We start from the raw sequence: 26,796 nt of genomic DNA on the forward strand, positions 1-26,796 counted from the left end.
CCGCTCCCGCCCTCGCCCCCGCTCCCGCTCCCCGACCCGTATGGGTCAGCGGCCGAGGGAGATGTCCGGCGGCTCGGTCGGCGTGGGCTTGACGGTGGGGGTGGTGGTGGTCGGCGGCGTGCGCGGACCCCGAGGCCTGCCGCCGCCCGTCACGCGCGGCTCGTCCTTCGGCTCCGTCTTCGGCTCGTCCTTCGCGGCCTCGACGAGGGTGGCCACGATGCGCACCGATTCGTCGGAGGGACCCTGCACGACGGAGTAGGGCTGGAAGCCGTCCTTCTGCACGGTGAGCCGGCGCGGCGTCTCGCGAGCCTGGTCGTTCTGGACCGAGAGCTGGAGCGGCGTGGTGCCGAGGACCTTGCCGTCCTCCATCACCGAGGCGCCCGCAGGCGTCGACTCGACCATCAACGTGAACGAGGCAGGCCTCTTGTCCGGAGCCGTCGTGGCGGTCACCGGCGGCGTCGGTCCCGGCGTGCCGCTCTGCGGCTCTTCCTTCTTGCCGACGAGGAGGAAGGCGCCGATCGCCGCCGCCACGACCAGCGCAGCCGCCACCAGGATCGGGCCCTTGGACTTGCCCGTCTGGGTGGTGTTGGCCGCGATCGCCGGAGGCGTCTTGTCCTTGTCACCCGGCACAGAACTCGGGACCGAGGCGCGCCCCGGCGAGGCGCCCACGATGGAGATGTCCTCCGCCGAGGCAGGCAGGGTCTCCGCCTCCTTCAGCGCCTTCAGCGTGCCGTTGTTGCGGAACGAGGTGATGCCGCTCAGCGACTCCACCGCGTGCGTGAACCCACCCGAGACGCCGATGGACCGCGCGCACTCCCCGAGCTGCTGGACGAAGGCGTCCATTGTCGCGGGGCGACCCTCAGGGTCCTTGGAGAGACACCGCATCACCAGCGACTCGAGCGGCTCGGGGATCTCGACGTCGGGGTTGCGCTCCTTCATCCGCGGCACCGGCTGCTGCAGGTGCGCCATCAGGATCTGGATGGACTTGTCGGACTCGAAGGGGACCTTGCCGCAGAGGAGCTGGTAGAGGATGACGCCGAGCGAGTAGACGTCGGTCCGCAGGTCGACCTTGCCGTGGGAGATCTGCTCCGGCGACATGAAGCGCGGCGACCCGAGGAACGCGCCCTGCTGGGTGAGCTCCTCGGAGTCGTCCGAGAGCACCTTCACCAGGCCGAAGTCGAGGATCTTCACCGCCTCCTCGCCGTCCTCGCTCGCGCAGAGCATGACGTTCGAGGGCTTGAGGTCGCGGTGCACGACCCCCTGCTTGTGCGCCTCGCGCAACCCGCGCGCGATCTGCTTGGCGATGCGCATGGCCTCCGGCGGCGGCAGGCGCCCGAGGCGCCGGATGCGGCGGAAGAGCGTCTCGCCCTCGAGGTACTCCATGGCCATGAAGTACCGCTCCCCGTCGGCGTCCTCGATGCGGCCGTAGTCGAAGACGGTGACGATGTTCGGGTGCTGGAGCTTCGAGAGGATGCTCGCTTCGAGCGAGAAGCGCTTGTGGAAGTTCGGGTCGAGCTGGCGCGAGGTGACGTTCGGGATGAGGACCTTGATGGCGACAGTCCTGCCGAGAGGCATCTGCTCGCCCTTGTAGATGGTCCCCATGCCGCCCGTGGCGAGCTGCGATTGGATCTTGAATTTCCCGTTGAGCACCTTGCCGAGGAGGGGATCGGCCGCCTCGGTACGCGGCGGTTCGCTGGGCTTCGGTGCGACCTTGTCTTCGGTCATGGGAACTCCGTCACTTCTCCAGACCGACGGTGCCAGACCGCAGGTCCGAGGCCGCACGAAGTGCTCCTTCCGGGATGTCTTCGAGGCAGCTCACGTTCCATGGATGTGCACGTCTGGATTGTCGGCGCAGTCTAAACGGAAGGTGGCGCCTTGGCGACCTTTCCCGCATCAGAGTCGTCCGTGAGGTGCAAACAGGTCCAGGGTGCGCCTTCGTACTTTCGCGACCAGCTTGTGTTTTCGGGCAGTCTGGGCACCTTCAGGGTACAGCCCGCGCGCGCTCCAGGAGCCTCGGGGGCGTCGGCTCGATCCTACACGAAGAGGACACGCGGGGCTTGTTTCCACGGCACGGTCAGGGTTCGACTGGGGCCGGGTCGGCTGGCCGTCCCGGAGGAACAGGAGACCTGAGCAGGTGATCCGGCGCTGGTGGAAAACGAGGGAATACCGCCGGCTGTATGATGAGGCGGCCGATGCGTTCGCGGGCGGGCGGGACGCGGCAGCCGAGGAGGCGTGCGCGCGAGCGCTGGCGCTGGCAGAGTCCCTGTACGGTCCTGACCATCCGGAGCTTTTGTCGTTGCTGTACGCGACAAGTTCGGCCCAGCTCGCGCAGGGGCGGCTTGACGAGGCGGAGGCGAGCTGCCGGAGGGCGATCGGGATCGCCGAGGAGGCGCCCGCGGCAGAGCCGCCGCTCCCACGTCTGCTGATGCAGCTCGCGTCGATCCTAGAGCGGCGCGGCGATGCGGAGGCGCTGCGGGCGCTGTTCGAGCAGATGCTGGCAGGCTACGCGCGGATGCGGGATCCCGATGCGGGGGAGCACGCGGCGGTGCTGACGCGGCTCGGTCTGCTGCTCGGGCGGCAAGGTCAGCGCGAGGAGGCGCAGCCGCTGCTCGCGCAGGCGATCACCTTGCGGGAGGAGGCGTTCGGCGCAGAGCACCCGGCCGTGGCGGAGGCGCTCTTCAACGCGGCGACGCTGAGGCCACGGGAGTCGCCGGTGGGGCCTGCCGAGGAGATGCTGCGTCGGGCGCTGGCGATCGCGGAGCATCCATCGGGAGCCGGGATGGATCCGTGCGTGCGGGCGTCGATCCTGCACAACCTGGCGGTGCTGCGGGAAGAGCAAGGGGCAACCGAGGAAGCGGCGTCGCTGTACGAGCGGGCGCTGGCGACACGGGAGGCGCAGGTGGGGGTCTCGCATGCGTCGCTTCGTCCGACGCTGGTGCGGTTCGGTCAGCTTCGCCACGCTGCTGGGCAGCTCACGGGAGCGCTGTCGCTGTACGAGCGGGCGCTGGTGATCGCGGAGGCGGAGCTCGGGGTGGGGCACGCGATTCCCGAGGCGATCAAGGCGTGGATGGCGGAGGCGCGGAGCCGGAGTTGAGGAGCGGGAGCTGAGGAGCGGGAGCTGAGGAGCCGGAGCTGAGAGGAGAGCCTGGTTCTGGAGGTGGTGGGGGGGATGGTGGGGGGATGGTGGGGGATGGTGGAGGGTGAGGTGTTGCCGGTCTGACCGGCGTCGTGAGGGAGGGGCTCTCGGCGCTTGCGTTGCGGCGGGCAGTGCAGGACGGGGGGCATCTCCTCCGGGGCCGACGCTTCGGCGGGCCCAGGGAGTGGCCCGCCTGCACTCTGGCCCCTGCGGCGATGCCCCCCGTCCTGCACTGCCCACCTCCGCTCCAGCGCCGAGAGCCCCTCCCTCACGACGCCTGCGGTGGCTCAGGGGAGAACGCGTCAACGCGTTGGAAGCAGAGGGGAAACCTTGGGCCGTGCGGGGTGGATTTTGGGGAGCGCGCCGGGGACGAGGGCGGGCAGGTGACGGGCATTTGGGGGGAGGTGAAGGAGGTGCGCTGGCACGCGAAGGAGGTGCGCTGGCACGCGAAGGAGGTGCGGTGACACACGAAGCGGGGTCACTGTCACGTGAAGCGAGAACACTGTCACGTGAAGCGAGAACACTGTCACGTGAAGCGGGATCGCTGTCACGTGAAGTGGGATCGCTGTCACGTGAAGTGGGTTCGCTGTCACGTGACGTGGGTTCGCTGTCACGTGACGTGGGTTCGCTGTCACGTGACGTGGGTTCGCTGTCACGTGAAGCGCAGGTCTCGTCAGCATCGAGGAGAGGTCGCCTGGTGAACGCGCTTCGCTGACACGTGAAGTGGGTTCGCTGACACGTGAAGTGGATTCGCTGTCACGTGAAATGGATTTACTGCCACGTAAAGGCCGTTCGCTGTCACGCGAAGCGGAACCCCTGTCACGTGAAGGTCGTTTGCTGTCACGTGAAGGTCGTTTGCTGTCACGTGAAGGTCGTTCGCTGTCACGTGAAGGTCGTTCACGGCTGCGCTAATTGAGTTGACGACCCCTGAACTGAGTTGGCTGTCACGTGAAGCGGGTTCTCTGTCACGTGAAGCGGATTTGCTGTCACGTGAAGCGGAACCCCGTTCACGTGAAGCGGAACCCCATTCACGTGAACGCCGTTCGCTGTCACGTGAAGCGGATTTGCTGTCACGTGAAGCGGAACCCCGTTCACGTGAACGCCGTTCGCTGTCACGTGAAGGCCGCTCGCTGTCACGTGAAGCGGAACCGCGTCCACGTGAAGCTCGTTTACTGGCACCCGAAGACCGTTCTTCCTCGAGGGAAGTGAGGTCGGTGCTTCACGAGGCGTGCTGAAGGGGATGGTGAGCTGGGTCGCGCGCGAGAGGCTCGACGAGGATCAGCGGATGGCGGGGCTGCTCCAGCGGGAAACGAGCTCCGGGATCACGGTGGCTCCCATCTGGAGCAGGTGAGACATGTGGTGCTCCGGGGTGTTGCCCGTGTAGCCCCGCACGTGAAGATCGCCGAGCCGGGTGTCGCTGGTGGGTTCGAGGCGCTTTTCGAGGCGCTTCGCGACCGCGCCTTCGGCCGAGCGCAGGGCGAGGTGCGCCGGGGCGGGGCCAGGGGCCGTGCGCTCCAGGGGCTGTCCTGCGGCCTCGCGCAGGAGATAGTCGGCGGTCAGGGACGTGCCGGCGTAGGCGATGGGGTCGATGTCGGCATGGGTGATGGAGAACAGGAAGTCGCCGCTGGAAGCACGGCGCGCGGCGCGGGCGAAGGCGTCGAGGTGGAGAGGGTTGAGCGCGGCGAGGTCGTGGGTGCGCGAGCCTTCGAGCCAGCCGGTGTGGATGCCGTCGAGAACGAGGAGAGCGTCGAGGGGATCGGCTCCGCGGCGCATCTCGAGGATCTTGCTGATGGCGCCGTAGCCTGCGCTCCACGAGGACAAGGCCACCCGGCGTAGACGAGGGGACGGCACGCCGCGCAGGGCGATGACCCGGTTGATCTCTTCGAGGAGGGCTTCGTAGGTGCCAGGGGCGATGTAGGCGACCTCGTAAGGGCCGGAGCCGACGCCCAGGTTCACGACGGCGACGGCGGCGTTGAGCCCGGCCACCTCGGCGCTCTCGCGCACGACACGGGTGTTGCCGTGGAAGTGAAGCAGGAGGTCGTAGTCGGAGCCCGTGGGGGCGAAGCTGTCAGGGGTGAACAGCACACCGCCAGGGATGCTGCCGTAACCCTGGTGCTCGATCCGGGGCGGAGGCTCATGCTCGACAGGGGCGGCGTCAGGGGCGGCGAAGAGCGCAGCAGGCTCGACGGCGTGGGCCGGGAGCGCGGCGCGCGTGAGGGAGGACGCCGCCACGCTGCGACCGAAGTCGAGCACGGAGCGCCACGTCGGCACGGCGACGGAGGGCGTGCCGGCGAGCGCGCGCGAGACGAGGAGCGCCACCGTGATCGCGGTGACGAGGAAAGGAGCGACGGTCCAGAGAGGAGACGAAGACCGCGTGACGTTCGGGGTGGGCGCTGCGGAGAGAGCCTCCGGCGCGACAGGGTAGGTATGGATTGGAGCAACCGCGACAGGGGGAGGCGTGGGCGTTTCGTCTCCATCACCATCACTGTCGGGGAGGCACCGCACGTTGCGTGGGAGCCGGATCATCAAGTCCAGGCCAACACGAAAAGCCTTGGAGTGCCAAACTTATTGGCCCCCAAAAGACGCGCGGATCAGGCTGTGAAGTCCGTGAACACACGCAATCTTCCATGTCGATGGCAAGACGCGTGTAGGTGCTGGTGGTCAGCGCTTTCGCGAGCGCGTGTGGACCGGTTATTGCCCACCGCCTATTGCCCGTCGAGGCGTCAGAGCGAGGCGTCGGGTGGGGCGCCGGGCGAGGCGCTGGGTGAGGCGCCGGGGACGTCCGGGGAGATGGCTGGTGGTTTTCCGGCGAGGGCGCGGACCAGGAACACGACGATGGCGGCGGTGCCCCAGGTGAGCGCAAGGGCGACGCCCACGTCGACGATGGCGCGGTAGATGGGCGGCAAGAACCGGATCAGGACCACGAGGCCCACGATGCCGACGAGGAGCGACCAGCTCACGATGAGCAAGCGCCGCGTGGCGTGGAAGAAGCCCATGCAGACCAGCGGCGCGAAGGCCACGAGCAGGGGCTTCGGGTGCGCGGCGATGTACAGCGCGCGCGCCACGACCCGCGGGGAGAAGCGCTGCTGGAAGCCGCGGTAACCCTCGGCGTAGCAGATGAGGAGGGTCCAGACGACGAGCATCACCGTCTGCGCTGTCGTCAGGCTGTGGGTGCGCAGGAGCCGGAGCGCGAGCATGCCGAGGCGCACGATGGCCTCGGCGAGGAGCAACACCACGCCACCCACACCCCAGAGGACCACTGCGACGGCGCCCATGCGCATCGTGCTCTCTCTAGCATCCCCCTCCCCGGGTGTGTCCCATGTCGTGTCCGAGGCGCGCTCATGGGCCTCGGGCCGTCGCAAAAGAGGGTCAGCGGACGTGGAGGGTCACCGTCCGTGGGCGTCCGTCGCGCGAGAGGGTCGCGGTGAGGAGGCTGGTGCTTCCGAGCTGTGCGTGGAGCGCGAGCACGGCGCGCGGGTCGCGGACGTCGGCGCCGTTCACCTGGAGGAGGTGATCGCCGCTCTTCAGGCCGATGGCGGCGAGAGGGCTGCCAGGGCGGATTCCTGTGAGCCGTAGCCCCCCGGCTCCTCCGTCCTGCGGCGCGGGCGAGGGACGCACGCCGCCGATGAGGGCCGGCTGTTCGAGGAGCATGGCGATGGCGGAGCGATCGATCTCGAAGCTGTCCTCGCCGAGAGGGCGGATGCGCTCGCGGAGGCGCTCCAGGAGAGCCGAGGCGTTGCCGGGCCCTCCGCGCGCGGTCGAGGGCTGGGGAGGCTCGCGTGCGCTGGGCTCGCGCGTGCCGGAGACGATGGCGGGGGCGCCGAGCTTGACCTCGCAGCGGGTGCCGCTGGCTTCCAGCCAGATCCGGTCGGGGCCGATGGCGGCCACCACGTGGTCACCCACGGTGTCTCCCGTGCGACGCAGGACCGCGTTGCTGCTGCCGCCACGTGTCGTCTCGCCGGAGGCGATGGCTGCGAAGGACCAGCGCGTGTCATCGGAGGCAGCGACCAGCAAAAGGCGCGTGGACGCGCAGGTGGGCACGCTGTCCGGGGAGTCGGGCGCGGGGGGCGGTCTCGTGCCGTCCAGGGGACCCGTCACGGAGTCGAAGGGGTTGCGCGCCAGGATGGCGGCCGCGGTGGTGGCGTGGTGGTCCGTGCTGTTCGTGCGGGTGCTCGTGAGCGCGCTCGCGAGCGCGACGGGAGGCACGCGGCGCCACGGCGGGGCGAGGCCATGGCGCGCGTCGTCGAGCGCGGAGGCCACGAGCGCGGCGATGCCCTTCGCCTGGAGATGGGCGGCGGTGGCGATCAACAGCAGGACGGCGGGGAGAAACGCGCGCTTGAGGGCGAGATCGGCGTGCATGGCACCTCTGTGGCCGTGCACCGTCATGGGCTGGCCGTGCGTCGGGTCGAGCAAGGGCTGCGCCACAGGGTGAGGGTGGGCGTCAGCGGGGCTCGGCGAGGATTTCGCGGCGATCCAGGGCGCCTTGTGCAGGCCCGTGGGCGGAGGACGTTGCGAGGACGTTGACAAGATGTCGGCTGCGCGGCGCACGCCTGTCAGGGTGACAGGGGTCAGCGCGCGGGGCGCAGGCGGAAGGCGCCGCAGAGCGGATGATCCATGCGTCCGGCGAAGAGCGAGCCGTCCTCGGAGAGATCGCCTTGCATGCCGACCGACACGTAATCCTCGGGCTGCACGATCCAGGCGCCGGGCGTGAGGGTGACCCGGTAGGTCTCCGGGTCGAAGCGGCCAGCCATCAGGTAGCGGCCCTCCACGCCGGTGGGGACATGGTGGAACGCGAAGAGCGCGCTCAGGTGATTGCCGCGCACCCCCAGGATGTGGAGGGTCATCTCAGTATTGCCCTGAGGGCAGTCGTAATCGCCTCGCCAGGCGCGGACTTGAGCGAGGGGATTTCCCTCGCGCGGCTCTTCAGGGATCCAGGTGTCGGTGGGCGGCTCGGCGCCCGGCTCCTGCAGCACGACCACCACCGCCGGCTCTCCCGCCGCATACCCCGGCGGCGTCTCCGGCATTTCTGGCGCCCCCCGCGCCCCCCGCGACCCCTCTGCTTCCACGTAGGGCGCGGCGCCGCAGCCGAGCAGCGACGCGCTCATGACCACGACCGCGACCAAGACCGCGCTCCCGAGCGCTTTCGCGTGGCTCATGGGAACCGAGCGTAGCACGGCGCCCGCGCGCCCGCGCTCAGCGGAAGACCATCTCGCGCTCCCAGCTCCCGGCGGGCTGGGTGTGCAGCTTCCAGTACTCCTCGGCGATCAGGTCGGGATCGTAGCGCGTCCCGGGCTTCACCATGCCGCACACCGTCACCGTGGCGGCGTGGATTCCGTCCGCTTCCAGCTCCTTCGCCAGGCTGAAGGCCAGGCTGCGAATGCCCGCTTTTCCGATGGCCAGCGAGGCGAACTGGGGGAAGGGGTCCAGGGCCAGGCCGCCGCCCGTGAACAGCAGCGTCCCTCGCTGCGCCGCCCGCATCGCGGGGAGCACCTGCTGCGCCGAGGCCAGCGCTCCGGTGACGTTCACCTGGAAGTCGTTGGCGAGCTGCGCCGGGTCGAGGGCGCTCGCAGTGGCCATGTGGAGCACCGCGGCGTTGTAGACGAGCACCGACGGATCACCGAGGGCCGCCCGCACCTCGGCGAAGGTGGCAGCGAGGGAGGCCGGGTCGCCTGCGTCGGTGACGAAGGCGTGCGTCTCCATGCCCTGCGCCGCGAGCTCCTTGCGGCAGCCCTCCAGGTTCGCGCTGCTGCGGGCCAGCGCTGCCACACGGAAGCCCTCGCGCCCGAACCGCTTCGCCACGGCGAGGCCGATCCCCGGTCCCATCCCCACCACCGCGCATACTCCTGCCGTCATGAGCACCTCCAGGAGGTCGGTAGCATAGACGGGGCAGGTCTCCGGTGGGCGCTGGGTGCTGGGTGCTGCGTCAGGGTGGGGTGACGCGGATCTGGCGGGTGTCGGTGACCACGAGGTGCACGGGCACGTCGTGGGGCGTCTCCGGCACCTCGGAGACGAGCTGGAAGTCGAAGGCCACCGCGATGGCGTGCGCAGGAGGGCAGAAGCGCGGCAGGGTGCGGTCGTAGTAGCCGGCGCCGTAGCCGATGCGGTAGCCGCGGGGATCTATCTGGAGGCACGGCACCACGACGGCGCCGAGGGTGAGGGCCTCCTCGGCGGCGGGGTCGGGCTCGCGGAAGCCGTAGCCGCGCTCCTCCAGCGCGTCGGGGGTGTCGACGAAGCGGAAGGTCATCGTGCCCGCGTCGGGATCGATGCTGGGGTACGCGACGCGGATGCCTCGCTCACGCAGGCGGGGGTCGAGGTCGACGAGGTGCACCTCGTTGCGCCCCTCGATGGGGTAGAACATCGCCACGCTGGCGGCTTCCATGATCTCGGGAAGCGCGCAGAGGGCGTCGAGGATGCGTGACGAGCGGCTGAGGATGGCGTCGCGGGGCACGGCGCTCCGCAACCCGCGGGCTCGTTTGCGCAGCTCCTTCTTGGCGCGCACGCGCAGGACAGTTTCGATCTGATCGTCGGTTTCCATGGGGATGGTCGCGGCCAGGGTAACATCCGGTGGAGGATTCGCTCACCGCGAGCGGCCCCACCACGCTGTCCTGGTTGGATGCTGATCCGCGGCCCGATGGTGCGGCCGAGCAGGACGGCTCCAGCGCTCCGGGAGCGGGCGTCGGGCGTCGAGACGTCACGCTCCCGGGTGGGAGGCGAAGGACGCAGGGGCGCGCCGCGCGCGAGAGGAGACGCCGGTCGGGTGCGCCAAGAGGCGAGGTGGCTTGAAGGAAACTGAGAATGCATTTACGGTTTCCTGAGCCCTCACCCCCCTCCGCCGTACCTCAGCTCCCAAGGAGACCGTCATGTCGGGACTGCCGCCTGGACCGCCCCTCGCTCCGCTGCACCTCTTCGCCGCCGCGATCGATACGCCCCGGTTTTTCCAGGCCTGCGCGGAGCGCTACGGGGATCCCTTCACCGTGTTGCTTCCCGCAGGGAAGGTGGTGATCACCGGTCATCCCGAGGGGATCCGCGAGATCTTCACCGCCGACCCTTCGACGTTCGGGACCTTGACGCAGATCCCGCTCCAGCCGGTGCTCGGGGAGGGCTCGATGCTGCTGCTCGCCGGGCAGCGTCACAAGCGCGAGCGCCGGCTGCTCATGCCGCCGTTTCATGGCGACCGGATGCGGGCCTATGGCGCGCTGATGCGCGACATCACCCTGCGGCTCGCCGGGAAACTGCCCCGCGGGGGAGACTTCAAGGCGATGGATCTCACCCAGGCCATCTCGCTGGAGGTGATCATCCAGGCGGTGTTCGGGGTGAAGGAGCCCGAGCGGGTCGCGGCATTCCAGGACGTGATCGCCAGGTACTTCGAGGCGTACACGATCCCGCTGATGTTCGTGCCCGTGCTGCGCCGCTCGTTCCGCGGGATCGCGCCGTGGGACCGCTTCCAGGGGGTGGCGGCCACGTTCAACCGGATGCTCGACGAGGAGATCGCGGCGCGGCGTGCGGCTGCGGCTCCGGGAACGCACGAGGACATCCTGAGCCTCCTCCTGTCGGCGCGTGACGAAGAGGGGCAGCCGATGACGGCCGACGAGATCAAGGACGAGCTGCGGACGATGCTGATCGCGGGTCACGAGACCACGGCGATCAGCATGGCGTGGGCGCTCTACCACGTGCACCGCCTGCCCGAGGTGAAGGAGCGGCTGTTCGACGAACTTGCGGCGCTCGGGCCGGACCCGTCGCCCGAGGCGCTGGCGCGGCTGCCCTACCTCGGGGCGGTGTGTGACGAGACGCTGCGGCTCAACCCGGTGGTGATCCTGGTGCCGCGCCGGCTGAGCGTCCCGATGACGCTGCGCGGTCACGCGCTGCCGGCGGGGATCGGGGTGATGGCGGCCATCGTGCTCGCCCACCGGGATCCGGGGCTCTTCCCGGAGCCCGAGCGCTTCCTGCCCGAGCGCTTCCTGGAGCGCAAGTTCTCGCCGTTCGAGTACCTGCCGTTCGGCGGAGGGTCGAGGCGCTGTCTGGGCGCGGCCTTCGCGCTGTACGAGATGAAGATCGCGCTCGGGTCGTTGCTCGCGGCCCACCGGTTCTCGCTGGCCGAGGAGGGACCGGTGCGGGCGGTGCGCAGGAACGTGACCTTCGGGCCGAAGACCGGGGTGCGCCTTCGTTACGAGGGCGAGCGCGTGCAGGCGCGGGAGGCGATGAGGCCGTCGCCGGAGTCGCCGGAGTCGCCGGAGTCGCCAGATAAGCGAGGCGCTGCGACGGAAGGGCTCGGTCCGGAGCAGGCGGCATGAGCGCGGGGTCCGCGGCGGGAGAAGGGGCGAGGGAGGCACGCGCGCAGACCGAGTCGCGCGAGCGGAGGGAGGCGCGTGAGCGGATCCTGAGCACTGCCGAGCCGCTCTTTCTCGCCCAGGGGCTCGGGGCAGTGACGATGGACGCCATCGCGGCCGCGCTGCGGATGAGCAAGAAGACGCTCTACCAGCACTTCCCGAGCAAGGAGGCGCTGTGCGTCGCGGCGATCGAGCGGGCGATGGACGTGCTCGACGCGGAGCTCGAGCGCATCATCTCGGCCGAGGGGAAGAGCTTCGACGAGGTGCTGTCCCGGGTGGTGGCGCTGGTGGCGGCGCGCCTGAAGGGGACGGGGCTGCTCCTGGAGGAGCTCGAGCGCGACGCGCCTGCGCTCTACGAGCGGCTCCAGGTGCTGCGACGGGAGGTGATCCACAGGCGACCCTTCGCGCTGCTCACCTCCGGCGTCGCGTCTGGCGCGCTGCGGTCCGACGTGCGGCCGGAGCTGGTGCTGCGGGTGATGCTGACCATGGCGCAGCACGTGATCGAGCCGCGCGCGCTCGCGGAGCTGGGGATGGACCCGGCGGACGCCTACCAGCAGGCGATGTCGATGATCTTCGAAGGGATCCGGGCGCCGCGAAGGGCGCCCGTCGTCACGTAGAGGGGGAAAGGCGCGCCTCCGCGGGGGAGATCAGGGGTTGGCAGCGCCGGGGCTGAGGGTGCTCGACGCCTGCCAGTCCGCGTTGGCGTTGTCGGTGTCGGTGCCGTTCGGGACGCGGGCCAGCACGCGGGCGGCGGTGTTGCTGTCGGCCTTCGCGGCGGCGATGGCCGTGCCCTCCACGAGGTTGACCGTGCCCACGCCCGGGATGATCGCCGCGGTGACGGAGCCCTCGTAGGAGACCTTGTCGATGACGGAGCTGCCGCTCACCAGCACCACGCCCTCGGTGTCGTTCTGGATGCGGTTCGACTGGCTGCCGGAGAACTCGATCTTCTTGGCGCCTGCGGCGACAGAGACGGTCTTCGAGCCGACGACGAGGTACTGACCTGCGGCGAGCACCCCGGCGACACCGAGATCCGCGGAGAGGTAGACCGCGCCGTCGCTGCCGTTGATGAACGCCAGCGCGTAGCCGGCGAGGTCCACGGGGGCGCCGGTGGGGTTGTAGATCTCGACGTACTCGTTGTTGTCGGTGGAGACGTTGTCGTAGTCGATCTCGTTGATGACGAGGTGGGAGGTCGGGTTCGTGTACGAGACCTTCAGGGTCACGCCCGCATAGGCCGCGTAGGCCTCGAGCATGATGAAGTACCTGCCCGGCACGGCGGTGACCGAGCTGCACGCCTCCACGTTGCCAGGGAGGTAGGGGCGGCAGTCGTTCACGGTGGCCGTGGGCATGCCTTCCAGCCTGACGCTGAGGTCGACGTCGCCGGTGCCTCCTGTGGTGAGGAACTCGAGGTTGGTCGCGCCGGGCGGTACGACGACGGAGTAGTACTTCTTGCTGCCCGTGGCGCCGCTCAGGCCGGTCAGGGGGACGTTGTTCTGGAGCTGCGGCGCAGAGGGCGGGGTCCAGTCGGGGATGCCCACCGCTTCCCAGGCCTTCGAGACAGCGTCCATCTCCGCCGGGGTGTAACCGAGGTTCACCGCTGCCTGCACGGTGGCTTCGCGCGCGTCGGCGTAGGTGGAGCTCGACATCAGGAAATGGATGTTCGCTTCGTAGAAGACCTTTGCTGCCTTGAGGATGCCGATGCCAGGGACGGTGACGGTGGTCCGGCCCCTCGGGTGGGTACCGCCCTGGGCCAGGAGGTAGAAGGCCAGGTTGCCGATGCCGGAGGCAAACTGGACGTAGGTGCCCGGCAGGTAGTCGTCGTAGAGATCGAGGGAGTAACCGTCCACCGCCGGGTCGGCCATGTAGCGCAGGCCGTCGCCGGGCGTGCCGGGCGTGGTGATGTCCTCGCCGAAGAGCCAGGTGTTGGTGGTGACGACCTGGCCGTCGCGGTACCACTCGCAGACGGCGCCGAAGATGTCGCTGAGCGATTCGTTGAGGGCGCCCGACTCGCCGGTGAAGGCGAGGCCAGATTCGGCGGCGGTGACGGCGTGGGTGAATTCATGGGCGGTGATGTCCATGGAGTGCGCCATGGCGTCGAATGTGACGCCGTCGCTGTCGCCGTACACGAGGTGCTTGGCGATGTCGTCCCAGTAGGCGCCGCCCCATTGCACGCCGTAATGGACGGTGCTGTTGATCACGGCGCCGGCGCCGTCGTAGGAGTCGCGGTTGAACAGGTTCTTGTAGCAGTCGTAGGTGTTGCCGAGGATGCCGTAGTTGGTGTTCACGGTGGCGTCGGCGACGGCAGCGCCTCCCTCGCTCCGGATGAGGGTCCCCGGCACGGAGGTGCCGTTCGCGGCGCTGTGGACCTTGCGGCTCCTGGCCGGGTGGATCTGGGGCATGCGCTGGGCGATGGAGCCGTCGGTGGCGTCGACGAGCACGATGTCGCGGATGGGGAAGCCCTCGTCGTCGGCGCCCTCGACCAGGACCTGGTAGACGAGCGCGAGCTGCTTGCCGCGCGCGTGGTAGGCGAGCCTGGGCTCGCCGCTCGCCGTGATGTCTGCGCCGTCGGTCCCGTCCCGCGCGGCGCGGAGCGCGTCTGCCGCGCCGAGGGTGGGCGCGTCTGCTGACGCGACGTCACCTCCCACGCTGCCGTTGGCGGCGATGATCACGCCGTCGCGCACGTGGAGCACGAGCTCGGCGCCGAAGACGGGCAGCCCGTCTTTCACCCGAGAGAAGCGGAGGTGATGGTCACCCTGGGCGTCGGTCCGCGCGCGGCGGAGCCGCAGCTCGCTGGCCTCTGCCTGGAAGACGGGCGCGATCGCCGCGAGGGCCGCGTCGACGCGGGTATCTTCGAGGCGGGACGCGATCTCGATCCGACCGAGGTCGCCGGTGACGAAGCGGGGCGTGGCGTTCTCGTCGAGCTGGACAGCGCGTGCATCGGGGAGTGCGGCGAGGTGCGCGAGCGGACCGACCTCCGCGGTGCGTGCGTCGTGCGCGTCGTGATCGAACGCGGGTGTTCCCTCCAGCGCGCGCTGTTCCGTCTGCTCAGCCGTGCTCTGACACGCCGTCGCGAGGGCGATCACCATGGCCACACCGAGACCCCGAACCACCGTGTGTCGCATCAATGCAATCTCCTTCCAGCGCCACGCGCGATTGGCAGTGAGCCGCCACCATTCCGTTGGCAAGGTGCCCGGATGGAGAGGTGTTCCAGGGAGAGCCGGCGTCGTTCCCGCCCGTGGGCGGCTCATGCAGCGCAGCGGAGGCGAATGGTTATCCGTTCCGGTGAGCGTGGTCAATGAGCGTCCGCATTGGACGAACACGGGACCAGATCATTGAAATCATGATTCGAAGGAGCGCTCTCAAAGCCCATCGCTCCGGCGCGTTGTCGGTGCAGGGGCGTGATTGCGTCCATCGACTCACCACCGCGGACGCGCATTGGACCGAAGCGCCGAGGTGGGTGAGCCGATGCAGAGAGCCCGGCGTCCGCGTGGGCTCTGGATCTCGCGTGTGCAGCGACGGGGCGGCGGGGCGGCGGGGGCGCGTGCACCCGCCGGGTGGATCAAGAAACCCAGCGGAGGGCGTCGGCGGAAGCGAGGGGCTCGGCCGCGCCTGGCGAGCGGCGCGTGGCCATCGGCCCGTCGAGGAGGGCGAGGTGCTGGTCGAGGCGGCGCGCCACCTCCGACACGTGCGGCGTGTCCATCATGCTGAAGTGATTGCCCGGGACACGGTGCAGAGAGAAGGCTCCCGGTGCGAGCTGTCCCCAGTCCTGCTCGGGGCAGGGGTCGAGGGGATCGCGCGCTTCCCGGGCGCGGAGGTAGACGGTCTCCACGTCGAGGGGGGTGGGCTCGTAGGTGGAGATGGCGCGCCAGGTGGCGACCATGACGGCACCGAGCGCCGTCTCTTCGCGCAGCGCCGTGGTGAACCCCTGGTAGGCGCGCTGGGCATGGTCACGGAAGGACTCGGCGTGGCGCAAGAGGTCCTCCGCGCCCTCGATGCGGGCGCGGCGGATGCCCAGGGGAGAGGGCGTGTCGAGGAGGGCGAGGAGCGCGATGCGCTCGCCGGCCGCGACGAGCTGGCGCGCCATCTCGTGGGCGATCACGCCGCCGGCCGAGTGGCCGCCGAGGGTGTAGGGGCCCGAGGGCTGGATGGTGCGGAGCTCCTGGAGGTAGCGCAACGCCATCTCGCCCACGTCGTCGAGGACGGGCTCACCAGGTTCCATGCCCGAGGCGCGGATCCCGTACACGGGGATCCCGACGCCGAGGGCGCGCGCGAGCGGCACATACGAGAAGACGGTGCCGCCGATGGGCTGGATGAGGAAGAGAGCGCGCCCTGCGCCGCGCTGGGAAGGAGGGCTGCTGTCGCGCCGGAGGCTCCGGTCGACACCTCCCGAGCCGTCGGAGAGGCGGACGATGAGCCGCGTGCGGCGGGAAGGGGGAGGGGGGACGCTCGGGGGCGCGCTCGGGGGACCGTCCACCTCCCGCGAGACGGGCAGGTCGGAGCGGATGCGCGACGTGAGCGCGCTGAAGGTGGGGGTCTCGACGAGGGCATGGACCGGGAGCTGGACGCCGAGCTGCTCCATGACCCGGGCGAGCACCTTGACGGCGATGAGCGAGTCGCCGCCGAGATCGAAGAAGTTGTCGTCAGGGCGTGTCTGGTCGACGCCGAGGGCCTCGCGCCAGATGGCGGCGATCGTCTGGACGACGTCGTTCTGCATCGTCATGTAGACGTTCGAGCTGCGCCCTGACGCGTTGGGCGGGAGGGTGGGCGGCGGGAAGCTTCCGGGCGGGAGGCTCCCGGGTGGGAAGCTTCCGGGCGGGAAGCTTCCGGGCGGGAGGCTCCCGGCCGAGGGGACCATGGTCGGCAGCGTGAGGTGCACCGAGGGGGTGGGTGGCGCGGGAGCCGCGGCGCTGCGGAAGAGGTGCGGGGTCCGCTCGAAGGGGTAGGTGGGCAGGGGGATACGGCGGCGCTGCTGGCCGCGCCACAGGGCGCCGAAGTCGACGGCGGCGCCAGCGCACCAGAGCTGGCCCACCGTGAAGAGCACGGCTTCGAGGTCGCTGCGGCTGGAGCCCGCGCCGGCCATGGTGGAGTACGCGGCGCGCTGCGCGCCGTCGGGGTGACGGCGGGCGAGGGTGGAGAGCGTCCTGCCAGGGCCGACCTCGACGAGCACGTGTGACGGGTCCTTGAAGAGCGTGGTGAGCCCGTCGGAGAAGCGGACGGTGCCGGCGAGATGGCGCGTCCAGTAGTGAGGGTCGCAGGCCTCGCGCGCGTCGAGCCAGCCTCCGGTGACGTTGGAGACGACGGGGATGCGCGGCGGGTGGCGGTCCATCCGTGCGGCGCGTTCACCGAGGCGGTGCGCGAGGGGCGCGATGAGCGAGGAGTGCGCGGCGGCGGCGAGCGGGAGGCGGCGGGGTTCGAGGCCGTCGCGCCGGATCTCGTCCTCCAGGGCGGCGAGGGGCCCGAGCTTGCCGGAGACCACGCAGACGTCCGGCGCGTTGACCGCGGCGAGCGAGAGGCCATCGCGGAGATGGCGCCGGAGGTTCGCCTCGGAGAGGGGGACGATGAGGGTGGCAGTGTCGCTGGGCAGCTCTTCGTAAAGCCTGGCGCGCAGGGCGACGAGGGCCACGGCGTCTTCGAGGGAGAGCACCCCCGCGAGGCGCGCGGCGGCGTACTCCCCGAGGCTGTGGCCGGTGACCGCGGCCGGGGTGATGCCCCAGGCGCAGAGCAGCTCGGCGAGGGCGTGCTCGGTGGCGAAGATGGCCGCGAGGTTGAGGCTCGGCGTGCGCAGGCGCGCGTCGGCCTCGGGGCGGCCTGCGTCGTCCGCGAAGAGCAGGGGTCGGATGTCGACCTCGAGCGCGTCACGGAACAGGCTCGCCACGTGGTCCAGGGCGTCGCGGTAGACGGGCTCGGCCTCGTAGAGGGCGCGGCCCATGGCGCGGTCCTGGCTGCCGCCGCCGGGGAACATGAACACCACCTTGGGGCGCGTGCTCGTGACGGCGTCGGTGCAGACCCACGCCGCGTCGCGGGTGCGCAGGCGGTTCGTGGTGGAGGTCGCGTCACCGCCGAGGATGGCGCGGCGGCGGGGGAACTCCGCGCGGCCGAGCTGCAGGGTGAAGGCGGCGTCGGCCGTGTTGAGTTCGGGCTCCGCGGTGAAGCGCGCGGCGAGCCGGTCGGTGGCGGTCTCCAATGCTGCGTCGGTCCGTGCGGAGAGCAGGAGGAGCTGGGGGTGGCCGCAGGGGGCGGACGCGGCGATCTCCGGGGCTTCCTCCAGGATGACGTGGGCGTTGGTGCCGCCGACGCCGAATGCGCTCACCCCGGCCCGTCGCGCCGTGCCGCTGCGCGGCCAGGGCAAGGGGGTGGTGTTCACGAAGAAGGGCGAGGCGTCGAGGTCGAGGCCGGGGTTCGGGCGCCGGAAGTGCAGCGTCGGCGGGATGACGCCGTGCTTCAGCGCCAGCGCGGCCTTGATCAAGCCGGCGACGCCCGAGGTGGCGCCGGTGTGGCCGATGTTGCCCTTGAGCGAGCCGAGGGCGCAGTAGCCGCGCCGGTCGGTGGCGCGGCGGAAGGCGCGGGTGAGGGCGGCGACCTCGATGGGATCTCCGAGGGCGGTGGCGGTGCCGTGCGCCTCGACGAGGCCGATGGAGTCGGGGTCGATGTCGGCGGCCTCCTGGGCGCGGGTGATCACCTCGGCCTGGCCTTCGAGGCCAGGGGCCATGAAGCCCACCTTGCTTCCGCCGTCGTTGCCGATGGCGCTGCCCCGGATGACGGCGTGGATGGTGTCGCCGTCCCGGAGCGCGTCGTCGAGGCGCTTGAGGACGACGAGCGCGACGCCGCTGGCGCCGACGATGCCCTGGGCCTCGGCGTCGAAGGGTCGGCAGTGGCCGTCGAGGGAGGTGATGGCGCCCTCCTCGGCGATGTGGCCGAGCCGGTCGGGTGGGAGGATGACCGAGGCGCCAGCAAGGGCGACGGTGCACTCGCCGGCGCGGAGGCTCTGGCAGGCGAGGTGCACGGCGACCAGGGAGGTGGAGCAGGCGGTCATCACGGTGAGCGCCGGACCGCGCAGGTCGAGCTTGTAGGCGGCGCGGGTGGTGAGGGTGTCGGCGACGTTGCCGACCATGACCTGGTACTCCTCGACGCTGAGCGGGGTGTACTGGGCACCGATGCGCTCCATCCAGTAGCGCGGCGCGTCGCAGCCACCGAAGACCCCGACCCGGGCGCCCGGGTGGGCCTCGCGCGTGCCGACCCCGGCGACGGCGCGCGGGCCATAGCCGGCGCTCTCAAGAGCCTCCCAGGCGCACTCGAGGAAGGTACGGTGCTGGGGGTCCATGAGCTTCGCTTCGAGGGGGCTGTAGCCGAAGAAGCCTGCGTCGAAACCGAGCGCGTCGTCGATCTGACCCACGGCGGGGACGAAGCGGGGGTTGCGCTGGAGCGCGACGTCCACGCCCGCAGCGTCGAGCTGCTCGGCGGTGGAGAAGGTGATGCTGTCGACGCCCGCGCAGAGGTTGCGCCACAGCTCGTCCACGTCGCGCGCGCCGGGGAAGCGGCCCGTCATGCCGATGATGGCCACGGCGTTCGGGGAGGTTGCGTCGCGCGGGGACGTGGCGGGTAGGTACGCATTGCGTGGGGGCGCGTCGCTCGAGGGCGAGGTAGGGAGCAGCGCGGGCCGATCGGAAGGCGTGGAGGCGGTCTCCGCGTGGGTAGAGGACGCCTCCTGAGGCGAGGTGGCCTCGCGGGTGGAGGCGTCGAGGTGGGCTGCGAGGCTGCGGATGGTGGGGCGCTGGAACAGCTCCACCATGGGCAGGTCGTGGCCGAGGCGCGCCGTGATGGTGGCCCGCACCCGCGCCAGCAGGAGCGAGTGCCCGCCGATCTCGAAGAACGGGTCGTCGATGCCGACCTGCTCGATCTCCAGGGCCTCGCACCAGATCGCGCAGAGCGCCTCTTCGAGCGGGGTGCGCGGCCCCGTGAAGTCCCGTGACAGCTCCGACTTCTTGCGGTCGGGGGGAGGCAGGGCGCGCCGGTCGATCTTGCCGTTGGGGGTGAGGGGGAGCTGGTCCAGCGCGACGAAGGCGCTCGGCACCATGTAGTCCGGCAGCCGGTGCTGGAGCGCCGCGCGCACGGTGGGCAGGAGGCGCTGGGCGCGCTTGCCGCTCACGGGATCGTTGGCGAGCGCCGCCGCGGGGAGGCCATCGGCGCCGGCGTGGCTTGCGTGGCTTGCGCGTTCGGGGCACCCGGTGCGCCCGGCGCGCGACCACCAGGTGCGTGGCCGACCGAGCGCTGTGCGCTCGAACAGGACGTCCACCGTGTACGGGTCCTCGTGGCCCGGGGCGACGCGGACTTCGTAGCCGAGCCGCTCGCCGAGGAGCCAGAGGTTCTCGGGAACGATGGCGCCTACCGCGTCCTCGGCCGCGCGGGCGCCGAGCGCTTCGGCGGTGCACGACAGGGTGGCGAGGCGTTCGTGGCAGCGGGCGTCACGGAGCACGCGCGCGTTCGGGACGCCGTGGATCTCGAGCGCTCGTGGCTGGTCTGCGGTGAGCCAGCGCTCGATGGATGCGAGGCTCCCCGACGCGTCGTCGAAGCGCCGCAGGCCGTCCACCACCACGGAGGGCGGGGGGGAGCCGACGTGGAGCAGCACGTCGTAGCGGTGCCGGGTCATCTCGTCGTCTCCGGGGCCCCGCTTCACCCAGACCTCGGCGCCCCCGAGGCCAGGGATCTCGCGCGCGAAGCGATGGAAGAGCCCGGGATCGAGCACCAGCTCCGACTCGGTGGCGATGGCGCGCCGTACCCGCTCGCGCAGGACCTCCGTGGGGAGGCGGGCAGGAGCGCGGTGCAGCTCCACGGAGGCGTGGAAGGCGGGCAGGAGGGGCAGGCTGCGCACGTCGCCGATGAAGATCACCCCGCCAGGGCGGACGGCGCGCGCGGCGCCCTCGACGACGGCGCGCAGGTAGCGGGCGTCGGGGAAGTACTGCACGATGGAGTTCAGGACGACGACGTCGAAGCGCCCCTCGTCGGTCGGATGGAAGCTGTTGGCTTCGCGCTGTTCGAGCCGAACGTGGTCGTACCCGCGCGCGGCGGTCCCGCTGCGCAAGAGGGAGATGGCGGCTTCGGAGAAGTCCGTGCCGAGGTACGCGGCGCAGCGGGGGGCGAGCTGGTAGAGGAGCAGGCCCGTCCCGCAGCCGATCTCCCAGACGCGCTGGGGTCGGAGGGCGAGGATGCGCGCCACGGCGCCGTCGCGCCAGGTGCGCATGTCCTCGGCGGGGATGGGGGCGCTCGTGTAGCTGCTCGTCCAGCCCGAGATGTTGAAGGTGACGTCGCCCTCGGGCGCGGGCGCGCGGCCATAGGTGTCGTCGTAGAGGTCACGCCAGTCGGAGACCTGCTCGGCCTCGATGGCGCCCTTCTCGACGGCGATGCCCGGGCAGCCAGGGCGGGGGGCGATGTACGCGACGAGGCGGCGCTCGCCAGGCGTGTCCTCGCGGAGGAGGACCGTCGCCTCCTGGACGGCAGGGTGCTCGAGGATGACCTTCTCGATCTCCTGCAGCTCGATGCGGACGCCGCGGACCTTCACCTGATCGTCGATGCGGCCCAGGAACTCGAGCTGGCCGTCAGGGAGGAAGCGCGCCCAGTCGCCCGTGCGGTAGAGCCGGGCCCCCGGGGTGTCGTCGAAGGGGTCCGGGAGGAAGCGCTCCTGGGTCAGCTCGGGGCGGCGCAGGTAGCCGCGCGCCACGCCGGAGCCGCCGAGGTGCAGCTCGCCCGGGACACCGACGGGGACCAGCTCGCCGCGGGGGCCGAGGGGCAGAACGCGGACGTTGGCGAGGGGGCGCCCGATGGGAGGCGCGCCCTGGCCAGGCGAGCACGCGGTCATGGTGGAGGCCACGGCGCACTCGGTGGGGCCGTAGGCGTTGAGGAGGCGGCGGCCCTGCGCCCAGCGGTCGACCAGCTCCGCCGGGCAGGCCTCGCCGCCGACGATGAGGGTCTCGAGATCCGGGAAGGCCTCGACGGGCTGTTGCGCCAGCACCGAGGGCGGCAGGAACACCGCGGTGATGCGGTGGCGCCGGAGCGAGCGAGACAGGTCGGCCCCGGGGAGCAGCGCGTGGAGCGGCTCGATGTAGAGCGTCGCGCCCGCGCACAGGGTCATGAGGAGCTCCCAGATGGAGGCGTCGAAGCCGAGCGCCGCGGTCTGCAGCACCCGGGAGCCAGGGGCCAGGGCGAGCGGGTCGCGGCCCGCCTCGACGAGGTGCACGGCATTGCGGTGCTCGACGACGACGCCCTTGGGCCGTCCGGTGGACCCGGAGGTGTAGATCACGTAGGCGGGATCCGCGGGGCGCACCTGGGAGCAGAGCCGGGGGGCGCCGCTCGGCTCACGACCTGCATCGACCGCCGGCATCTGCAGCGTGACGGCGCAGTGGCCCGCGAGCCGTCCGGCCGTGGCGGCGTGCGAGAGGAGCACCGGAGCGCCGCTGTCTTCGAGGAGGAAGGCGAGGCGATCGGCCGGGTGCGCCGGGTCGAGCGGCAGGTAGGCGGCTCCTGCCTTGAGGATGCCGAAGAAGGCCACCACGACGTCGCTGGAGCGGGCGAGGCAGCTCGCGACCAGGGTGCCGGGGCCCGCGCCAGCCTCCCGGAGGCGGCGCGCGAGGCGGTTCGCCGCCTCGTCGATCTCCCGGTAGGTGAAGGCGCGGCCCTCGGCAACGACGGCCGGCGCGTCGGGGTCGCGGTCGACCTGGTCCTCGAAGAGGGTGTGCAGGCAGTGCGACAGGGGAAGCGGACGCGAAGGACCGCGCCCGAGAACGTCGACGATCCGGAGCCGCTCCTCGGCGGAGAGCATGGGGAGCGTCGACAGGGGGGCGTGCGGCGCCAGGGTGGCCTCCTCTGCGAGGGCCAGGAAGTGCCGGATCATGCCGTCGATGCGCCAGCGGTCGTAGAGGTCGGTGCTGTGCTCGATGGCACCCTGCACGCTGCCGTCGCTCTCCTCCCAGCAGAAGAGGCTGAGATCGAAGATGGTCGAGCGTGCCTTTGCCGCGATCGGGTGGACGGTCACGCCGTCCAGCGCCAGGTGGCGCTCGCCGGGAGGCTGAGGCGCGAAGGCGATCTGGACGAGGGGGTTGTAGCTCGGGTTGCGCGCGATGCGCAGCTCCTGGACGAGCCTCTCGAAGGGGACGGTGGCGTGCTCGTAGGCCTCCACGCTCGCCTTCCCCACCCGGTGGAGGAGTTCCTCGAAGGTGGGATCGCCCGAGAGGTCGAGCCGCACGGGGACTGTGTTGACGAAGAACCCGAGCGTGGCCTCGAGCTCCACGCGCTCGCGGCCGGCGACGGGGATGCCGATCACCAGGTCGTCGCGGTGGGTGTAGCGGTGGACGAGCGCCGCATAGACGGCGAGCAAGGCCATGGTCGGCGTGAGGCTCCGCGCGCGCGCGAGCTCCCGCAGGGCGTGCGCGGTGCTGGCCTCCAGGCGGAAGGATGCCGTCGCGCCGCGGAAGCTCAGGGCAGCAAGGCGGGGGCGGTCGGCGGGCAGCTCGAGGAGCGGCGGCGCTCCGGCGAGCGTTGCCCGCCAGTAGGCGAGGTGCTCGTCGAGGGCCGCGTCGTCGAGGGTGCGGCGCTGCCACGCCGCGTAGTCGGCGTACTGCACGGCGAGGGGGCACAGGGGCGTCGGGAGGCCGTCGCGGCGCGCCTTGTACGAGGCGGCCAGCTCGCGCAGCACGATGCCCATGGACCAGCCGTCCGTGACAATGTGATGGAAGCCGAGGAGCAGCACGTGCTCGCCGGCACCGGCCCGCAGCAGCGCGGCCCGGAAGAGGGGCCCGCCCTCCAGATCGAAGGGGCGCGCCATCTCCGCGTCGAGGTGGCGGTGCATCTCGGCGTCGCGCTCGGGTACGGCCAGGGCCGACAGGTCCTGGGCCGTGAAATGGCACGTCATCTCCTCATGGACGCGCTGTGCAGGCGCGCCGTCGGTCTCGATGAAGGTGGTCCGCAGGATCTCGTGGCGCTGCGCCAGGTCGTCGAGGCTCTTCCGGAGCGCGTCCGTGTCGAGCGGCCCCTCCAGCCGGAACAGCGTGGCGCAGGTGTACGCGGTGCTCTCGGGGGCGAGCTTGTGGAGGAACCAGAGGCGCTCCTGGGCAAACGAGAGCGGGAGCAGACCGCCACGGGGCAGGGAGGGGATGGGAATGAGGGCCTGCGCGACGGAGGGCCTGCGCGCGCAGAGGAGGGCTGCCAGAGCGGCCACGGTGGGGCTGGCGAAGAGGTCGGAGAAAGTCAGGTCGACGTGGTGGTCGCGGCGGATGCGCGCGAGCATCTGCACGGCCTGCAGGGAGTGCCCCCCGAGCGCGAAGAAGTCGTCGTGGATGCCGATCCGGGCTGTGTGGAGCAGCTCCCTCCACAGGGCGACGAGGTGTGCTTCCTGCGGGTTGCGCGCGTCCACGAAGGCGCCGAGGTGTTCCTCGCGGGTGCCCTGGGGTGAGGGCAAGGCGCGCCGGTCGACCTTGCCGCTGGGCGTGAGAGGGAGCACGTCCAGCACCACGAACGCCGAGGGGATCATGGCGTCGGGGAGCCTTTCGCGGAGGAAGGTGCGCAGGGTCTGCGCCGAAGGAGCCTCCACGGCGGGGCGTGAGGTGGAGGTGCAGGCCACGCCTTGCGCGACGGCAGGCGGCTGCGGTGGCGCGACGACGTAGGCGACGAGGCGCACGTCGCCGGGGCCGAAGTCCCGGGCGATGACGACGGCCTCGTGCACCGTCGCGTGCTCGCAGAGGTGCGCCTCGACCTCGCCAAGCTCGACGCGGACGCCGCGGATCTTGAGCTGGTGGTCCAGGCGTCCCAGGAACTCCAGCGCGCCGTCTTCCCGCCATCGCGTCCGGTCGCCGGTGCGGTACATGCGCGCGCCGGGCGCCTCTGCGAAGGGATCCGGAACGAACCGCTCCGCCGTGAGGGCGGGGCGACCGAGATAGCCGCGAGTGACGCCGGTGCCGCCGAGGTAGAGCTCTCCGGCGACGCCCACCTGCGCGGGGTGACCGTGGCCGTCGAGCACGTAGGTTCGCGTGTTCGCCATGGGCCGACCGATGGGAGGCGCGCCCGTGCCCGGGGCGCAGTCGGCCGTGGTGGCGTAGACGGTGCACTCCGTGGGCCCGTAGGCGTTCACGAAGCGGCGACCGGGCGCCCAGCGCTCGACCAGCGCGGCGGGGCAGGCCTCCCCGATCACCACCACGGTGGCGAGGTCGGGCAGCGCTTCCAGTGGCTGCTGGTTCAGGACCGAGGGGACGAAGGTCGCAAAGGTCACGCGATGCCGACGCAAGCGCGCGGCGAGCGCCGGACCGGGCAAGGACGCGGCCGGGGGGATCAGGCACAGCGTCGCTCCCGCACAGAGCGCGAGGATGAAGTCCCCGACGGAGACATCGAAGCCGAGCGAGACGAGCTGGAGGACCCGGTCTCCAGGTCCCACCCCGAACGCGCGTCGCTGGGCCTCGACGAGCTGCGCTCCGTTGCGGTGGTCCACCACCACGCCCTTGGGTCGGCCCGTCGAGCCCGAGGTGTAGATACTGTACGCGGCGTTGAGCGGGCTCGTCGCCACCTGGGGCCGCGAGGGGCTCCTGCGGGCGATGTCCGCCCACTCCAGGTCGAGGCGCAAGGTGACCCCGCGTCGGGGCGGCAAGCGCGCTTCGAGGTGCCCGAGCGTGAGGACCACAGGGGCCGCGCTGTCTTCCAGGATGAAGGCCAGCCGCTCCGCCGGGTACGCGGGGTCGAGGGGAAGGTACGCGCCGCCGGCCTTGAGGATGCCGAGGAACGCCACGACCGCCTCGAGGGAGCGCTCCATGCAGCAGGCCACCAGGGTCTCCGGCCCCACGCCGAGTTCGCGAAGGCGGTGGGCGAGCTGGTTGGCGCGACGGTCGAGCTCCAGGAACGTGAGCGACTGGTCTTCGAGCACGACCGCTTCGGCGCCCGGGGTCAGCTCCACGTGACGCTCGAAGAGGTGGTGAACGCCGGCGTTGCGCGCGAAATCGGCAGCGGTGTCGTTCCAGCCGCTGACCATCACGGCACGTTCGCCGGCGGTGAGCACCGGAAGCGACGATACCCTCGCGGCGGGGGATTGCCTCCCGGTGCGTACCAGCGCTTCCCAGGAACGCAGCAGCCGCCTTGCAGCCGTGGTGCTGAAGAGGGCCGTGCGGTGCTCGAGCCGCAGCGTGCCATCCTGCTCGCTGAACGATGCGGAGAGGTCGAAGGGTGACCAGGAGGGGCGCAGATCAACGGCGTTGAGCGCGAGGTCCAGGCCCCCGTGGAGCGCTGGGTAAGGGATACGATGTTCGAAGAGCACCTGAGCGAGGGGTGTGCGACCCGGGATGCGTGGTGGGGCGAGCGCCTCGACGATCTGCTGGAAGGGGACCACCTGCCGTGCGCGTGCCTCTTCGATGGACGTGGCGACGCGCGCGACCAGGACGCGCCAGGTCGGGTCGTCGTCGAACGAGACCCTGACGGGGACCAGGTTCCCCACAGGCCCCATCAGATGAGCCCACCTGGGCCGGTCTCGTCCACTCGTGCGCAGGGCGAAGACCACCTCTCGCTGCCCGGAGGAGCGGTGCAGCACCGTCGCGAGCGAGGCGAGCAGCGACGCTTCGTGCTCCATGGGAGCGGCCTCTCCGGAGTGGCTTGCCGCAGCGGCGAAGCCACCGCGGAGAGTGCACTCGGTCGCAGCGGATTCGAGGGAAGGGTCCGGCTTGATGGCCACGTCGCCCCACACCTCCAGCACGGGTGCGGCTCCGGTGAGCTGCTCCCGGAAGAAGGCGAGGCCCTCGGCCGTTCCAGTGGCGACTTCAGAGGCCTGAGCGTGGGCGTACTCCACGTAATGCAGGGCCGGAGCAGGGCCTGCGTCTCCCCGGTACGAGGAGAGAATGTCTGCGAGCAGCAGCCCCACGCTGGTGGCGTCTGCAACGAGGCTGTGGAGCGAGAGCGCCAGGAGATGACGACGAGGGTGGACGTGAACGAGGCGCGTCCGCCAAGGCGGCGCCGCGCTCGGTGTGAAGGGACTCGCCGCAGCCACCCTGGCAGCCTGCAGCGCTGCTTCGTCCGAGGCCGTATCCAGCAGGATGGGCGCGAAGTCGACCTGCAAATGTGGTCTGACGATCTGCGCTGGCATCCCGTCGCGCTCGACGAACACCGTGCGGAGGATCTCGTGCCGGCTCGCCACCTCCTGCAGTGCAGCGTGCAACCGTGCGACGTCGAGATCTCCGTCGATCCAGGCACCACCACCCTCCTGGAGGGCGGGAGAGTGCCCGTGGATCTGACTCAGTAACCAGATGCGCTCTTGCTCGAAGGAAATGGGATGTCCATCGATCTTCTTCATGGTCCACCTCTGTCGCTCCGCCG

The 26,796-nt window shown here is 70.9% G+C and carries 12 protein-coding genes; 3 read left to right on the forward strand and 9 right to left on the reverse strand.

Features of this window, described 5'->3' with window-relative positions; genetic code table 11:
- Positions 1-45: 45 nt before the first annotated feature.
- Entirely contained in the window at positions 46-1,725 is a 1,680-nt protein-coding gene (locus CAP_RS28730) for a serine/threonine protein kinase (protein WP_044246860.1), read from the reverse strand.
- Between the two features lie 409 nt (positions 1,726-2,134).
- Here CAP_RS28730 and CAP_RS28735 point away from each other — a divergent pair, with 409 nt between their 5' ends.
- Positions 2,135-3,094, forward strand: a complete 960-nt coding sequence (locus tag CAP_RS28735; RefSeq protein ID WP_044246861.1) for a tetratricopeptide repeat protein — start codon at positions 2,135-2,137, stop codon at positions 3,092-3,094.
- Positions 3,095-4,414: 1,320 nt separating this feature from the next.
- Here the strand turns inward: CAP_RS28735 and CAP_RS28740 are convergent.
- The 6 genes from CAP_RS28740 to CAP_RS28765 form a co-directional block, all read right to left on the reverse strand.
- Positions 4,415-5,662: a hypothetical protein gene (locus tag CAP_RS28740; protein WP_156041225.1), complete on the reverse strand. Its 1,248-nt coding sequence runs from the start codon at positions 5,660-5,662 to the stop codon at positions 4,415-4,417.
- Between the two features lie 197 nt (positions 5,663-5,859).
- Positions 5,860-6,417 carry a hypothetical protein gene (locus tag CAP_RS28745; RefSeq protein ID WP_052376224.1) on the reverse strand — a complete coding sequence of 186 codons (558 nt, stop codon included), beginning with the start codon at positions 6,415-6,417 and terminating at the stop codon, positions 5,860-5,862.
- Between the two features lie 88 nt (positions 6,418-6,505).
- Positions 6,506-7,495 carry a type II secretion system protein GspC gene (gene gspC / locus CAP_RS28750; RefSeq protein WP_052376226.1) on the reverse strand — a complete coding sequence of 330 codons (990 nt, stop codon included), beginning with the start codon at positions 7,493-7,495 and terminating at the stop codon, positions 6,506-6,508.
- A gap of 209 nt (positions 7,496-7,704) precedes the next feature.
- The gene (locus tag CAP_RS28755) at positions 7,705-8,292 is read right to left on the reverse strand and encodes a hypothetical protein (protein ID WP_052376227.1); all 588 of its coding nucleotides are present in this window, start codon (positions 8,290-8,292) and stop codon (positions 7,705-7,707) included.
- 37 nt (positions 8,293-8,329) lie between these two features.
- Complete coding sequence (locus CAP_RS28760; RefSeq protein WP_044246864.1) at positions 8,330-8,989, reverse strand: SDR family NAD(P)-dependent oxidoreductase; 660 nt, start codon at positions 8,987-8,989, stop codon at positions 8,330-8,332.
- A gap of 70 nt (positions 8,990-9,059) precedes the next feature.
- Complete coding sequence (locus tag CAP_RS28765; RefSeq protein ID WP_044246865.1) at positions 9,060-9,671, reverse strand: 5-formyltetrahydrofolate cyclo-ligase; 612 nt, start codon at positions 9,669-9,671, stop codon at positions 9,060-9,062.
- A gap of 325 nt (positions 9,672-9,996) precedes the next feature.
- Here CAP_RS28765 and CAP_RS28770 point away from each other — a divergent pair, with 325 nt between their 5' ends.
- Complete coding sequence (locus tag CAP_RS28770; RefSeq protein ID WP_063748768.1) at positions 9,997-11,427, forward strand: cytochrome P450; 1,431 nt, start codon at positions 9,997-9,999, stop codon at positions 11,425-11,427.
- Entirely contained in the window at positions 11,424-12,080 is a 657-nt protein-coding gene (locus CAP_RS45765; RefSeq protein ID WP_052376232.1) for a TetR/AcrR family transcriptional regulator, read from the forward strand. Before CAP_RS28770 ends, CAP_RS45765 begins: the two co-directional genes overlap by 4 nt.
- Positions 12,081-12,110: 30 nt before the next feature.
- Here CAP_RS45765 and CAP_RS28780 read toward each other — a convergent pair whose 3' ends face one another.
- Both CAP_RS28780 and CAP_RS45770 read right to left on the reverse strand, forming a co-directional pair.
- On the reverse strand, positions 12,111-14,546 hold the full coding sequence (locus CAP_RS28780; protein WP_052376234.1) for a M4 family metallopeptidase: 2,436 nt from the start codon (positions 14,544-14,546) through the stop codon (positions 12,111-12,113).
- 473 nt (positions 14,547-15,019) lie between these two features.
- Positions 15,020-26,773, reverse strand: coding sequence for a hybrid non-ribosomal peptide synthetase/type I polyketide synthase (locus CAP_RS45770; RefSeq protein ID WP_052376236.1), 11,754 nt, complete (start codon positions 26,771-26,773; stop codon positions 15,020-15,022).
- Positions 26,774-26,796 lie beyond the last annotated feature (23 nt).

It is taken from the genome of Chondromyces apiculatus DSM 436 (assembly GCF_000601485.1).
Taxonomy (GTDB): domain Bacteria; phylum Myxococcota_A; class Polyangia; order Polyangiales; family Polyangiaceae; genus Chondromyces; species Chondromyces apiculatus.